The organism is Caballeronia sp. LZ062, assembly GCF_031450785.1.
Lineage (GTDB): Bacteria > Pseudomonadota > Gammaproteobacteria > Burkholderiales > Burkholderiaceae > Caballeronia.
In genome coordinates, this window is record NZ_JARTWB010000002.1 from 2961447 (window position 1) to 2974996 (window position 13550).

A 13550-nucleotide genomic window follows, 5' to 3' on the forward strand; every position below is an offset into this window, starting at 1 on the left:
GTAGTCATGAGAAACGAAAATGCCTTTCGCGGCACGATGCTGACGGTCACGCGCCGGTTCGCGGCGGGCATCGACGTCAGCGAGGACGCGGTGCGCATCGCCGTGTTGAGCCGGCGCTTGAAAAGGGACTCGACGGTGTGCGTCGAACATCTCGACGCGGTGCCGCTCGCGCCGGGCGCGGTAGTCGAAAGCGAGTTCGTCGACCGTGCGGCCGTCGCGGCGGCGCTGCGCGAGGCGGTCGCGCGCCTGCCGCAGAACGGCGCGTGGCGCGCCCTGCGTTGCGCCATGGGCCTGCCCGCATCCGCGACGCACAGCACGCGCGTGCCGCTCGCGCGCCTGATCGAGACGCGCGAGCCGGACATGGCGGCCATCGGCGCCGACCCGTGCGGCCTGCTGGAGCCTGCGGTCCTTGCCGAGGCCGAGCGCGTGTCGGGAATCGAGCGCAGCGCGCTCGCGGTCGACTGGTCCGTGCACGCGCGCGCAAACGGCCAGCCCGACGTGGCGATCTCCGCGACGGCGCGCCAGCACGTCGAGGCGCGCGTGGAAACGGCGGCTGCGGCCGGCATCGCGTTGTGCGCAATCGACGGCGAGCCCGCCGCCGCACTGCGCGCGATGCGTCATTCCGGCAAAACCGAGCTGGGCTCCGAGGCACGTTATCTAGCCTGCTGGCTGGACAGCGGCGGGCTGTACGGATGGCTCGTCAACGCAGCCGAGGTCGAGCGCGAAGTGCGCTATCCCGCGCCGGAGTACGCCAGCGCCACCGATGCGTTGCGCGATCTGGCCGGCGCCACGCCGCCCGGCTGCATCTTCGTGGGCGGCCAGGAGAAATTGCTGGCGCAGGCGCAACTTTCCCTTCCGGCGCTGACGCGAGTCTTCGGCTGTCCGGCATTGCCGTTCGAGTCGGCTCCGTACTGCCACGGCGCATCCGCGATTCCGGGGGCGCTGAAGCATTCGCCGCTTTTCGCGGTCGCGTTCGGGCTCGCGCTGCGCGAGGTGCTGCAATGACGAGCGTCGCGACTGTCGAGGGTTTCAACCTGCTTCCTCACCGGGCGCGAAGGCGTCGCTCGCTGCGCCGTCAGCGGTTCGCCATTCTGGCTGCCGCCGGACTGGCGGGATGCGCGGCCGTTGGCGGCGTCGTCGGCTGGGACGCGTTCCAGCAGGCGCGTCTGGACGACCGCCGCATCGCGCTCGAAACGACGTTGCGTGCGTCGAGCGCACACATCGACGAACACGCCCGGCTGCTGCGCACTGAAGCCGAACGGCGTCGCGCACGCGAGGCCGCGCAACCGCTCGCCGGGCCGCGCGATCGCTTTCTCGCGCTGCTGGATGCGCTCGCCGAGGCGCCCGCTCCGGGCGATGTCGCGCTCCAGCGCGTTACGCAGCGCGCCGACGAGGTCGAACTCGCCGCGCTCGCGCCCGACTCGCAAATGGCGGCGCGCTGGTTGAAGCGTCTGGAAGCGCTGCGCGGTGTGCAATCGGTGGAAGTGGTCGAGATGAAGCGGCGCGCGGAAACCGTAGCGCCGGGAAGGCGAGAAACCGTCGCGTCGCGTGATTCCGCCGCTGAACGATACGAATTCACCGCGCTCGTGCGCTATGCGTCGGCGGACGGGACGACACGACCCGCGAGGCCCGCGGGCGCGAAGGCGTCGACTGAAAGGAGGACCCGATGAGCGTTATCACCCTGCATTCCCTGGCGCGGCAACGGCCGCTCATTCTTCAGCCACTCGACCAATGGTCGAAACGCAGGACTGCCATCACCGCGCTTGTGTTTGCGTTCGTCGTATCCGCGCTCGGGGTGCAAGGCTGGCGCACCTCCGGCGTGATCCAGCTCGATGCAAGCCGCGCCGCGCTTGTCGCGACGCAGCGCAAGCTGGACGACGTCGGGCGCGTCGTCGCCGAACTGCCCGATCTGCAGCGGCGCGTCGCGGCGAGCGCGATGAAGCCCGAAAGCTGGACCGCCGCCGATGCGCTGCACGCCGTCGCCGCGCTCGCCACACAGAACGGACTGCGCGTGGCGGAGATCGACCCTCAGCCGACTAAAAACGGCATGTCCCGATCGACGCCGACGCCCTCCGAGCGCGCGCTGACGTTTCGCGCCGAAGGCGCCTTTCCCGAGATCCGGCGTTTTCTCGAAGCTCTTGCCGGACTGCCGCGCCTGGTCGTGCCTGAAGCCGTCCAGATCAGGCGGCAAGCCGGTGCGCTGACCATCGACGCGACGCTGCGCATTTACGACTCGTTGCCCGCCGTGCCGCTCGCGGAGCCGCCGCGCATGGACGCGTTCATCGTCGATCCTTTCGGGAAGGGCGGCGCCGACGGACTTTCGCGTGGAGCAGGCATGCTGCTCGTGGGCACGCTGGTCGGACGGCATCGCGCGATGGCGCTCGTGCAGGGCGCGAAAAGCGTCGAGCATGTCGAGCCGGGGCAGACAATTGGCGATGAGCGGCTCCAGCGCGTGCAGCCGCGCGCCATCCAACTGGCAAGCGGCCAAGGCGCAATTCGCACGCTGACTTTCGCGGAGGACGGCAAGTGAGCGCGTCCGTTTCCATTCTGCGCGCCCTGGGCGTCGCGGCGCTTTTCTTGGCGCGAGCGGTGGCGGCAGTCGAAAGCGGCGATGCGGCGGTCGCGCCTTTGCCGCCGCTGCCGGCAGCGTTCGACACCTTGCCGACCGACCAGTTCGCTGTCGATACGAGCGTGCCGTTGGCGTCGCCGCCGCCGTCGCCGTCGCCGTCCGCGCAACCCGCCGCCAGCGCCGCGAGCGCCGACGAGCCGCTCGAAGGCCCGCCCGTGCCGCTGCCGCAATTGCAACGGCTGAGTGCATCGGGTAACGCGCGTCCCGCCGCCGACGACGGCAAGCCGGTCACGCTCGACCTCAAAAACGCGGACCTCAGCGCCGCGCTGCAGAGCTTCGCGCGTTTTACCGGGCTCAACATCATCGCGAGCGAGAAGGTGCGCGGGCAGGTGTCGATCAATCTGGCTGCGGTGCCGTGGCGGCGCGCGTTCGACACGCTTCTCGACGTGAACGGACTCGCCATGGAGCAGCACGGCAACGTAATCTGGGTCGCGCCGCTCGCCGAACTGGCGGCCCGCGAAAAGCTGCGTTACGAAGCTCACGCCCGTGCCGCCGACCTGGAACCGCTCGCAAGCCGCACCTTTCTGCTGCGCTATCCGCGCGCCGACGACGTCCGCAAGCTGCTTACCGGCTCCGGAACGCAGCGCGTGCTGTCCAAGCGCGGTTCCGCGATGGCCGACATGCGCACGAACCTGCTCTTCGTGACCGACCTCGACGCACGCGTGCAGCAGATCGCCGAGCTGATCGCCGCCATCGACAAGCCGACGCCGCAGGTCATGATCGAAGCACGGATCGTGGAAGGCGAGACCGGGTTGTCGCGCAATCTGGGCGTGAAGCTGGGCGTCGCGCCGACGGGCGATACGGCGCGTGGCATCGCGGGCGGCAAGGACGGCGTGGTATACGATCTGTCGGCGCAGCCGCTCAACGGTTTCGACGCGGCCACGGCCGGGCTCACGCTGTTCGCGGCGCAGGCCACGCGGCTGCTCGACATCCAGCTGAGCGCGCTCGAAGCGGAAGGGCGCGGCAAGGTCGTGTCACGGCCGCGCGTCGTGACGGCGGACCGCGCAAAGGCTATCGTCGAGCAAGGTACCGAGCTGCCTTATCAGGCAAAAGTCGGCAATGGCGTTTCCGGCGTGCAGTTTCGGCGCGCTGCGCTCAAACTGGAGGTCGAGCCGCAGATCACGCCGCACGGGCACGTCGTGCTGGATCTGGACGTGGCGAAAGACAGCGTCGGCGAGCAGACGGCGTCGGGGCCCGCCATCAATACGAAGCACGTGCAGACGCGCGTCGAAGTCGAGGACGGCGGCACGGTGGCGATCGGCGGTATCTATTCCGACGATGACCGCGAGGACGTGACCGGCGTGCCGGGGCTGATGAGACTGCCGCTCGTCGGCTGGCTGTTCCGGCACGACGCCCGACGCAAGCTGCACAGCGAGCTGGTTATCCTGATCACCCCGCATGTGATTGCATCGGACGGATAGGCCGGATGCGGCCGGGCCGGCGCGGCGGCCTCGACTCGACAAAGCGGGCGGTTTGCCCTTAAGCTGCCGCACGAACGAATTCGATACCTCGAAAGGATTGACGTTGCAGGAAGGGCACGCGAACGCGAACATTTTTTTCGTCGGACTCATGGGGGCGGGCAAAACCACCGTGGGCCGCGCGGTTGCGCGCCGGTTGCAGCGCGATTTCATCGACTCGGACCTGGAAATCGAAGCGCGCACCGGCGCGCGTATTCCGGTCATCTGGGAACTGGAAGGCGAGAGCGGATTTCGTCAGCGCGAAGTGAATGTCATCGACGAGCTGTCGCAGAAGAGCGGCATCGTGCTGGCGACCGGCGGCGGCGCGGTGTTGCGGCCGGAGAATCGCGAACATCTGAGGAATCGCGGCATCGTCATTTATCTTCGCGCCAATCCACACGATCTCTGGCAGCGCACGCGCCGCGACAAGAACCGGCCGCTTTTGCAAACCGACGACCCGCGCGGCAAGCTCGAAACGCTTTTTCGAACGCGCGATCCGCTCTATCACGAGTGCGCGCACTTCGTCGTGGAGACCGGCCGTCCGACCGTCAACGCGCTCGTCAACATGGTCCTGATGCAACTGGAGGTGGCCGGCGTCATCAAGTCGGCTGAGTCATAATGTCCGCCATGATTACCCCAACGATCACCGTCAACGTCGAGTTAGGCGAGCGCGCCTATCCCATTCATATTGGTGCGGGCGTCATGAGCCGCACCGAGCTTTTCGCGCCGCATATCAAGGGTTCGTCGGTTGCAATCGTCAGTAACGCCACCGTCGATCCGCTTTACGGCGACACGCTGCGCGCCGCGCTCGAACCGCTCGGCAAGAAGGTGACGACCGTCGTGCTGCCCGACGGCGAAGCGCACAAAAACTGGGAAACGCTCAACACCATTTTCGACGCGCTGCTTTCGAATCGCGCGGACCGAAAGACGACGCTCATCGCGCTCGGCGGCGGCGTCGTCGGCGACATGACCGGCTTCGCGGCGGCGTGCTACATGCGCGGCGTGCCGTTCATCCAGGTGCCGACCACGCTGCTTGCGCAAGTGGATTCGTCGGTGGGCGGCAAGACCGGCATCAATCATCCGCTCGGCAAGAACATGATCGGCGCGTTCTATCAGCCGCAAGCGGTCATCGCGGATATCGGCGCGCTGCACACGTTGCCTGCGCGCGAACTGGCGGCGGGTATCGCGGAAGTCATCAAGACGGGCGCAATCGCCGATGCCGAGTTCTTCGAGTGGATCGAAGCGAACATCGGGGCTTTGAACGACCGCGACGAAAGCGCGCTGGCGCACGCGGTCAAGCGCTCGTGCGAAATCAAGGCTTCCGTGGTGGCGTCGGACGAGCGCGAAGGCGGACAGCGCGCGATCCTCAATTTCGGCCACACGTTCGGCCACGCCATCGAAGCCGGGCTCGGCTACGGCGAGTGGCTGCACGGCGAGGCGGTCGGCTGCGGCATGGTGATGGCGGCGGACTTGTCCGTGCGCTTGGGCAGGCTCGACGACGCTGCGCGCAAGCGGCTCGTGCGTGTGATCGAAGCGGCGAAGCTGCCCGTAACGGCGCCGAAGCTCGGCGACGACCGTTACATCGACCTGATGAAGGTCGACAAAAAGGCCGAAGCCGGGGAAATCAAATTCATTCTGCTGACCCGCTTCGGCGCGACGGAAATCACCGGCGCGCCCGATCAGGCCGTGCGCGAGACGCTCGCTGCCAGCGTCTGATCGATCAAGCATCAGCCGGGACCACGACGATGCACGACGAAGCGGAGCCGCCGGTGAGCGAAACAGAAGCTGATTGTGGAGTGCCCTCGTCGCTTGTGCTGGAGGCGCATCTCGCGCCTTACGCCGCGCGCTCGTCACTCTCGCGCGGGCGCCGGCATACGGAGCCGCCGCCCGCCGCACGCACCGAGTTCCAGCGCGACCGCGACCGCATCGTGCATTCGACGGCCTTTCGCCGGCTCGAGTACAAGACGCAGGTCTTCGTGAATCACGAAGGCGATCTTTTTCGCACGCGTCTCACGCATAGTCTGGAAGTCGCGCAGATCGCGCGGTCGGTGGCGCGCAATCTGCGGCTCAACGAGGATCTGGTCGAAGCGATATCGCTCGCGCACGATCTCGGGCATACGCCGTTCGGCCACGCCGGTCAGGATGCGCTCAACGAATGCATGCGCGATCACGGCGGGTTCGAACACAATCTGCAAAGCCTCGCGGTCGTCGATCAACTCGAAGAGCACTACGGCGCGTTCAACGGCCTGAACCTGTGCTTCGAGACGCGGGAAGGCATTCTCAAGCATTGTTCACGTGAGAACGCACGGCAGCTCGGCGATCTTGGCGAACGGTTCCTCGCGGGCAAACAACCTTCGCTCGAAGCGCAGATCGCGAACGTCGCGGACGAAATCGCCTACAACAATCACGATGTGGACGACGGCCTGCGCTCCGGCCTCATCACGCTCGAACAGCTCGCGGAAGTGAGCTTGTGGCACACGCACTTCGCAGCCGCGCGCGCGGAATATCCCGCCATCGAAGGGCGCAGGCTGATTCACGAGACCATTCGGCGCATCATCAATACGCTGATCGTCGATCTGATCGAAGCCACGAGCCGCAATCTCGCGCGCGCCGCGCCCGCCTCGCTCGACGATGTGCGCAATTCGCCGCCGCTCGTCGCACATAGCGAAGAAGTCGCCGCGCAAGCCGCCACGCTCAAGCGCTTTCTTTTCAAGAACCTCTACCGCCATTACCGCGTGATGCGCATGGCCAATAAGGCGAGGCGCGTGGTGACGGGGCTCTTCGATGCCTTCACCGAAGACCCGCGCCTCTTGCCGCCGGCGTATCAGGCGCGCATCGCGGTTGCGGAGGAATCGGCGAACGACCCCGCCGCGCCGAGCCACAACAGCACGCAGGCGCGGCTCATCGCGCACTACATCGCCGGCATGACGGACCGGTACGCACTGAAAGAATATCAACGCCTGTTTGTCATCGACAACAACTAACATCGCGCGTTTCAAGCGCAGACGTTCGACAACCGGAGACTCAATCGATGCGATGCACGCCCTCGTTCCGTTCACTCTCGGCCGCAGCCGTTCTGGCTTTCGGCGCTTCTACGGCGGCTCACGCCGCGACGGAAATCCAGTTCTGGCACGCCATGGAAGCCGCCCTCGGCGAGCGCGTGAACGATATCGCGAACGACTTCAATGCGTCGCAGAGCGACTACAAGATCGTGCCGGTCTTCAAGGGCACCTACGACCAGACGTTGGCGGCCGGCATCGCGGCGTATCGCAGCGGCAATGCGCCCGCGATCCTGCAAGTCTATGAAGTCGGCACCGCGACCATGATGCAGGCGAAGAAAGCGGTGCTCCCCGTCTACGACGTGTTCAAGCAGGCCGGCGTGCCGCTCGACGAGAAAGCGTTCGTGCCGACGATCTCCGGCTACTACAGCGACGCGAAGACCGGCCATCTCATCTCGATGCCGTTCAACAGTTCCACGCCCGTTCTCTACTACAACAAGGACGCGTTCAAGAAAGCGGGCCTCGATCCCAATCAGCCGCCGAAGACCTGGGCCGACGTCGAAGCGGACGCGAAGAAGCTGAAGGCCGCGGGCTATTCGTGCGGTTATTCGTCGGGCTGGCAGAGCTGGATTCAACTGGAGAACTACAGCGCGTGGCATGCGGCACCGTTCGCTTCGAAGAACAACGGCTTCGACGGCCTCGACGCCCAGCTCGAATTCAACAAGCCGCTGCAGGTGGCGCACATCCAGTTCCTGCAAAACATGGCGAAGGAAGGTACGTTCACGTATGTCGGCCGCAAGGACGAACCCGTGTCCAAGTTCTACAGCGGCGACTGCGGGATCATCACGAATTCGTCGGGATCGCGGGCGACCATCCAGAAGTACGCGAAGTTCGACTACGGCGTCGGCATGATGCCGTACGACGCGAGCGTGAAGGGCGCGCCGCAGAACGCGATCATCGGCGGCGCGAGTCTGTGGGTGCTCTCGGGCAAAGACGCGGCGGTGTACAAGGGCGTCGCGAAGTTCCTCGCTTATCTCGCGTCGCCGAAGGTGGCCGCGAAGTGGCATCAGGACACGGGCTATTTGCCGGTGACGACCGCCGCCTATGACCTGACGCAGAAGCAGGGCTTCTACGACAAGAACCCTGGCGCGGACATCGCCATCAAGCAGATGCTGAACAAACCGCCGCTTGCCTACACGAAGGGTTTGCGCCTCGGCAACATGCCGCAGATTCGCACCATCGTCGATGAAGAACTCGAGCAGGTCTGGGCGGACAAGAAGACGCCGCAGCAGGCGCTCGATTCTTCCGTGCAGCGCGGCGACGAACTTCTGCGCCGCTTCGAGAAAAGCGGCGGCTGAACAAGACACGCGACGCCAAGCGCCCGCGTTCGCGCGGGCGCGCATCAGGACATGTCAATGGAAAAACGGTCTCGTTTCGATGCGAGCGTCTTGCCGTATCTGCTGGTCGCGCCGCAGCTTTTCATTACCGCGCTCTTTTTTCTCTGGCCGGCAGGCGAGGCGCTCTGGCAGGCCACGCAAAGTCAGGACGCGTTCGGCACGTCGAGCGAATTTGTCGGGCTCGCGAACTTCAGGCAGCTTTTCGCGGATCCGCTCTATCTGTCGTCGTTCAGTACGACGATGGTTTTTTGCGCACTCGTCACCGTGTCTGGCCTCGTGATTTCGCTGTTGCTCGCGGCGTGCGCGGATCGCGTGACGCGCGGCGCGAAGGCGTATCAAACGCTGCTCATCTGGCCGTATGCGGTCGCACCCGCCATCGCAGCGGTGCTGTGGTCGTTTCTCTTCAATCCGAGCATCGGCCTCGTGACGTATGCGCTCGCCAAGCAAGGCATTGTCTGGAACCACGCGCTCAACGGCACGCAGGCGATGTTTCTCGTCGTGCTCGCGTCCGTCTGGAAGCAGGTCAGCTACAACTTTCTCTTCTTCTACGCGGGACTTCAGGCGATTCCGCAATCGCTGATCGAAGCCGCCGCCATCGACGGCGCCGGTCCCGTGCGACGCTTCTTCGGCATTGCGCTGCCGCTTCTTTCGCCGACGACGTTCTTCCTGCTCGTCGTCAATCTGGTGTACGCGTTCTTCGATACCTTCCCGGTCATCGATGCCGCGACCGGCGGCGGCCCCGCGCAATCGACCAAGACGCTCATCTACAAAATCTTCGCCGAAGGGTTTCAGGGTCTTGACATCGGCAGCTCGGGCGCGCAGTCGGTGGTGCTCATGGCAATCGTCGTCGCGCTGACCATCGTGCAGTTCCGCTTCGTCGAACGCAGGGTGCAATATTCATGATCGAGAACCGGCGCGGCTTCGATATCTTTTGTCACGCGGTGCTGATACTCGGCGTCGCGCTGATCGTGTTTCCGGTTTATGTCGCGTTTTGCGCGGCCACGATGAGCGCGAAGGAAGTCTTCAGCGTGCCGCTTTCGCTCGTGCCGAGCACGCATCTCTTCGAGAACGTCGCGCATATCTGGACGCACGGCAGCGGCAACGCGGCTGCGCCGTTCGGACGAATGCTTGTCAACAGTCTCGTGATGGCGCTCGTCATCTCCATCGGCAAGATCGCGGTGTCGATCATCTCGGCGTATGCCATCGTGTTCTTCCGCTTCCCGATGAAGAACCTCGCGTTCTGGCTCATCTTCATCACGCTGATGCTGCCCGTCGAAGTGCGCATCTTTCCGACGGTGCAGGTCGTGTCGTCGATGCATCTCGCGAACACGTATGCGGGCTTGACGCTGCCGCTCATCGCCTCGGCGACGGCCACGTTCCTCTTCCGCCAGTTCTTCATGACGCTGCCAGACGAGTTGATGGAAGCGGCGCGCATCGACGGTGCGGGGCCGCTGCGCTTTTTCTGGGACGTGGTGCTGCCGCTTTCGAAGACGAACATTGCGGCGCTTTTCGTCATCACGTTCATCTATGGCTGGAACCAGTATCTCTGGCCCATTTTGATCACCAATGAGCAGTCGCTGCAAACGGCGGTGGTCGGCATCAAGAGCATGATCGCCTCGGGCGATACCGCGACCGAGTGGCACCTCGTCATGAGCGCGACGCTGCTCGCGATGCTGCCGCCGCTCGTCGTCGTGCTGACGATGCAGCGGTGGTTCGTGCGCGGCCTCGTCGACGCGGAAAAATAATAAGGAGAGCAGGGTTCAATGGCTGCGCTGACACTCGAAGGCGTCAAGAAAACTTACGACGGGAAGCAGTACGTATTGCATGGCATCGATGTCGCTGTGAACGACGGCGAGTTTGTCGTGATGGTCGGTCCTTCGGGCTGCGGAAAGTCGACGCTTCTGCGCATGGTCGCCGGGCTCGAGAGCGTGTCGGAAGGCACGATCGAGATCGGCGGGCGCGTGGTGAACAAGCTGGAGCCGAAGGATCGCGATATCGCGATGGTGTTCCAGAACTACGCGCTGTATCCGCACATGAGCGTCGCGCAGAATATGGCGTATGCGCTCAAGATCGGCGGCGCGGACCGGGCGACGATCGACAGCCGCGTCGCGAATGCCGCGCGTATCCTCGAACTCGAGCATCTGCTGGCGCGCAAGCCGCGCGAGTTGTCGGGCGGGCAGCGGCAGCGCGTGGCAATGGGACGCGCGATCGTTCGCGAACCGGCCGTGTTCCTGTTCGACGAGCCGCTTTCGAATCTCGACGCAAAGCTGCGCGTGCAAATGCGCCTCGAAATTCAGCGCCTGCATGCGCGTCTGGCGACCACGAGCCTGTATGTCACGCACGACCAGATCGAAGCCATGACGCTCGCGCAGCGCGTGATCGTGATGAACAAGGGCCGCGCGGAGCAGATCGGCGCGCCGACCGACGTGTATGAACGTCCGGCGACGGTATTCGTGGCCAGCTTCATCGGCTCGCCGGCAATGAATCTGCTGGAAGGCCGTTTGTCGCAAGATGGTTCGGTGTTCGAAGTGGCGAGCGGCGGGCCAGCGCTCCCGGTCGTCGGGGCGAGCGGCCTGACGCGCGACATGTTCGGGCGCGAGTGGATTCTGGGCATTCGTCCGGAGCACATGACGCCCGGCTACATCGAAACGGCCAGCGCCACGCTCGACGTCGATTCAGCCGAACTGCTCGGCGCGGACAATCTCGCGCATGGCAAGTGGGGCAAGCACGACGTGGCGGCGCGCTTGCCCCATGCGCATCGGCCGCAGCGCGGCGAGAGGCTTCTGGTCTCGGTGCCGGCGCGACAACTGCATTTCTTCGATCCGGCCAACGGAATGCGCGCCAACTGAGGAGACTCACGATGAAAACGTGGCCGTATCCCGCAATCGTCGCGCATCGCGGCGGCGGCAAGCTCGCGCCGGAGAACACGCTCGAAGGCATTCGGACGGGCGCGCGTTTCGGGCTGAAGATGATCGAATTCGATGCGAAGCTGTCGGCGGACAACGTCGTGTTCCTGCTGCATGACGACGACGTGGACCGCACATCCAACGGCCACGGCGCGGCGAAGTCGATGCCTTACGCGCAACTGCGCGCGTTCGACGCCGGTTCGTGGTTCGGCGCGGATTTCGCGGGCGCGCATATGCCGACGCTCGCCGAAGTGCGTGAGGCGTGCGCGTCGCTGGATCTCGCGGCGAATATCGAAATCAAGCCGTGTCCGGGGCGCGAAGCCGAAACGGGCGAAGTCGTCGCACGTGAGGCGGCGCGTCTTTGGAACCGCGCCGAGCCCGCGCCGCTGCTGTCGTCGTTTTCCTTCGAGGCGCTAGAAGCCGCGCGGGACGCCGCGCCCGACCTGCCGCGCGGCATGTTGTACGAGCGCCTGCCGGCGGACTGGCGCGCGCAGACCACCGCGCTCGCGTGCGTCTCGCTGCATGCAGACCACCGTTCGCTCGATGAAACCCGCGTGCGCGAGATCCGCGACGCGGGCCTGCGCGTGCTCGCGTACACGGTGAACGATCCGGAGCGGGCGCGCCTGCTCGCGCGATGGGGCGTCGATGCGATCTGCACGGATCGCATCGACATCATCGGCGCGGACTTTCTGGAAACGCAGCCGGGCCGACGACCTTCAGAGAACGATTAGCGAGCGCGCGCCAGCAGCAGGCCGGCAAGCAACGCCAGGCCGCCCACCAGCGCGATGGTTTGCCACGGTCTGTCGCGCAGATAGGCGTCGGCGTCGTCCATGACCGCGGCGGCGCGCTCGCGCACGGCGGCCTGCGAATCGTTCAGGCGTGCGCGGGCAGCGTCAACTTGATCGCTGATGCGCGCGCGCAGCATCGCGGCGTCGGCTGACGCGCCTTCGCCCAGCGTTTCTTCGAGTTCGGAAAGCAGCGCGCGCAGTTCGGTGCCGATATCCTCGGCTGCGTCGCGGCCGTGGCGCGCCATGCGGCGTGCGCGGCGGCTCGTGCTGTTCCATGAATCTCCGATGGCGTCTCGCGTGTTAGGCAGTGCGTTCATAGATCGCTCCGTCGATGGATGAATCGTGGATGGATGACACTCCGCTTTCGCGGCGGAACGTGCCATTGAGCAAGTTGGATGCCGACGCGCTGCAGACGTTGCACAGGCCGTCGACGCGTAATTAGTGCATCTCGCGCGCTGCCGCGCAAGTCACATTTACAAGGCGCATGTAGAAGAAAACGCCGCCATGCGCGGTGCATGACGGCGTTCGGAGTGCAAAGCGACCGTGTCGGCAGAATGAGGACCGATAGTCAGAAGCGATAGCCGACACGCAGATACGTCACGATAGGATTGATGGTGATCTTCGCCTGCGACTGCACGTTCAATGTGCCGACGGGCGTTTGCGCCTGCGTGCTCAGCTTGGCGGTTGCCTTCAACGGAATGAACGACACCGAGAAGGCCGCGAACCAGTGTTGTGTGAAATTGTACTGAGCGCCGAGATTGAAGACCGGTGCCCACGAACTATCCGTATCGACGGTGGTCGGACCATGCAGCACGGTGCTCTCGAACGCACTGTTGGTGATTCGTGCGTCGGTGAACCAGGTGCGCGTCACGCCAATGCCGGCGAATGGGCGGAATTTTGCGTCAGGAGCGTTGAAGAAGTACTTGAAAAGCAGCGTGGGACTCCACTGCTTCGCGCTGCCGATCTTGCCAAACTGCGAGAGCGTTCCGGTTCCCTCTAGATCGAAGGAGGGCGGAATGCCCATCTCCAGTTCGGTGGCGATGTGGTCGGTGACGAAGTAGCCCAGCGTGAAGCCGGCGGTATCTGCGCTTCCAATGCCAGCGCCCGTGCCCGGTACGCTGATATTAACGGGAGATCCGCCTACACTTGTTTCTTTGAGCGGACCGCTGCTGTCTTGCGGTGCAAAGTGAAACCAGCCTGCAGTTGCGTAGATGGACCCAGCCGACTGCGCGTGTGCCGCGGTGGACACACATGCCAGTGCTGCGATCCCCGTCATGACTTGTTTTATTTTCAATTTGTGCTCCTCCTGAAAGCACGCTCATTATGAACACATCATTTCAAAGTCACCATAGCGGCACGGTAGAGCATTTTCCC

14 protein-coding genes are annotated in these 13550 nt (G+C 64.8%); 12 read left to right on the top strand and 2 right to left on the bottom strand.

What is annotated here, in order from left to right:
- Positions 1–6 precede the first annotated feature (6 nt).
- From pilM to ugpQ, 12 genes are all read left to right on the top strand, one after another.
- Positions 7–1005, top strand: coding sequence for a pilus assembly protein PilM (pilM, locus tag P9239_RS19910; RefSeq protein ID WP_309753868.1), 999 nt, complete (start codon positions 7–9; stop codon positions 1003–1005).
- Positions 1002–1670 carry a PilN domain-containing protein gene (locus P9239_RS19915; protein WP_309753869.1) on the top strand — a complete coding sequence of 223 codons (669 nt, stop codon included), beginning with the start codon at positions 1002–1004 and terminating at the stop codon, positions 1668–1670. The genes pilM and P9239_RS19915 overlap by 4 nt, the downstream gene beginning before the upstream one ends.
- On the top strand, positions 1667–2530 hold the full coding sequence (gene pilO, locus P9239_RS19920) for a type 4a pilus biogenesis protein PilO (RefSeq protein ID WP_309753870.1): 864 nt from the start codon (positions 1667–1669) through the stop codon (positions 2528–2530). Before P9239_RS19915 ends, pilO begins: the two co-directional genes overlap by 4 nt.
- Positions 2527–4050 carry a type IV pilus secretin PilQ gene (locus P9239_RS19925; RefSeq protein ID WP_404980073.1) on the top strand — a complete coding sequence of 508 codons (1524 nt, stop codon included), beginning with the start codon at positions 2527–2529 and terminating at the stop codon, positions 4048–4050. Before pilO ends, P9239_RS19925 begins: the two co-directional genes overlap by 4 nt.
- A 103-nt stretch (positions 4051–4153) precedes the next feature.
- Positions 4154–4705, top strand: a complete 552-nt coding sequence (locus tag P9239_RS19930; protein ID WP_309754173.1) for a shikimate kinase — start codon at positions 4154–4156, stop codon at positions 4703–4705.
- Positions 4705–5802 (top strand): 3-dehydroquinate synthase, encoded by a 1098-nt coding sequence (gene aroB / locus P9239_RS19935; protein WP_309753871.1) that lies wholly within the window; start codon positions 4705–4707, stop codon positions 5800–5802. Before P9239_RS19930 ends, aroB begins: the two co-directional genes overlap by 1 nt.
- A 29-nt stretch (positions 5803–5831) precedes the next feature.
- Complete coding sequence (locus P9239_RS19940; protein WP_309753872.1) at positions 5832–7070, top strand: deoxyguanosinetriphosphate triphosphohydrolase; 1239 nt, start codon at positions 5832–5834, stop codon at positions 7068–7070.
- A gap of 47 nt (positions 7071–7117) precedes the next feature.
- Positions 7118–8443: a sn-glycerol-3-phosphate ABC transporter substrate-binding protein UgpB gene (ugpB, locus tag P9239_RS19945; RefSeq protein WP_309753873.1), complete on the top strand. Its 1326-nt coding sequence runs from the start codon at positions 7118–7120 to the stop codon at positions 8441–8443.
- A 57-nt stretch (positions 8444–8500) separates the two neighbouring features.
- Positions 8501–9385: a sn-glycerol-3-phosphate ABC transporter permease UgpA gene (ugpA, locus tag P9239_RS19950; RefSeq protein ID WP_309753874.1), complete on the top strand. Its 885-nt coding sequence runs from the start codon at positions 8501–8503 to the stop codon at positions 9383–9385.
- Positions 9382–10227, top strand: coding sequence for a sn-glycerol-3-phosphate ABC transporter permease UgpE (gene ugpE, locus P9239_RS19955; RefSeq protein ID WP_309753875.1), 846 nt, complete (start codon positions 9382–9384; stop codon positions 10225–10227). Before ugpA ends, ugpE begins: the two co-directional genes overlap by 4 nt.
- A gap of 18 nt (positions 10228–10245) precedes the next feature.
- Positions 10246–11331, top strand: coding sequence for a sn-glycerol-3-phosphate import ATP-binding protein UgpC (locus tag P9239_RS19960; protein ID WP_309753876.1), 1086 nt, complete (start codon positions 10246–10248; stop codon positions 11329–11331).
- Between the two features lie 11 nt (positions 11332–11342).
- Positions 11343–12119, top strand: coding sequence for a glycerophosphodiester phosphodiesterase (ugpQ, locus tag P9239_RS19965; protein WP_309753877.1), 777 nt, complete (start codon positions 11343–11345; stop codon positions 12117–12119).
- Here ugpQ and P9239_RS19970 read toward each other — a convergent pair.
- A complete protein-coding gene (locus P9239_RS19970; RefSeq protein ID WP_309753878.1) occupies positions 12116–12493 on the bottom strand; it encodes a DUF883 family protein in 378 nt (125 codons plus the stop codon). The two genes, ugpQ and P9239_RS19970, sit on opposite strands and share 4 nt — an antisense overlap.
- A 251-nt stretch (positions 12494–12744) precedes the next feature.
- Positions 12745–13470 carry an OmpW family outer membrane protein gene (locus P9239_RS19975; RefSeq protein WP_309753879.1) on the bottom strand — a complete coding sequence of 242 codons (726 nt, stop codon included), beginning with the start codon at positions 13468–13470 and terminating at the stop codon, positions 12745–12747.
- Positions 13471–13550: the final 80 nt, after the last annotated feature.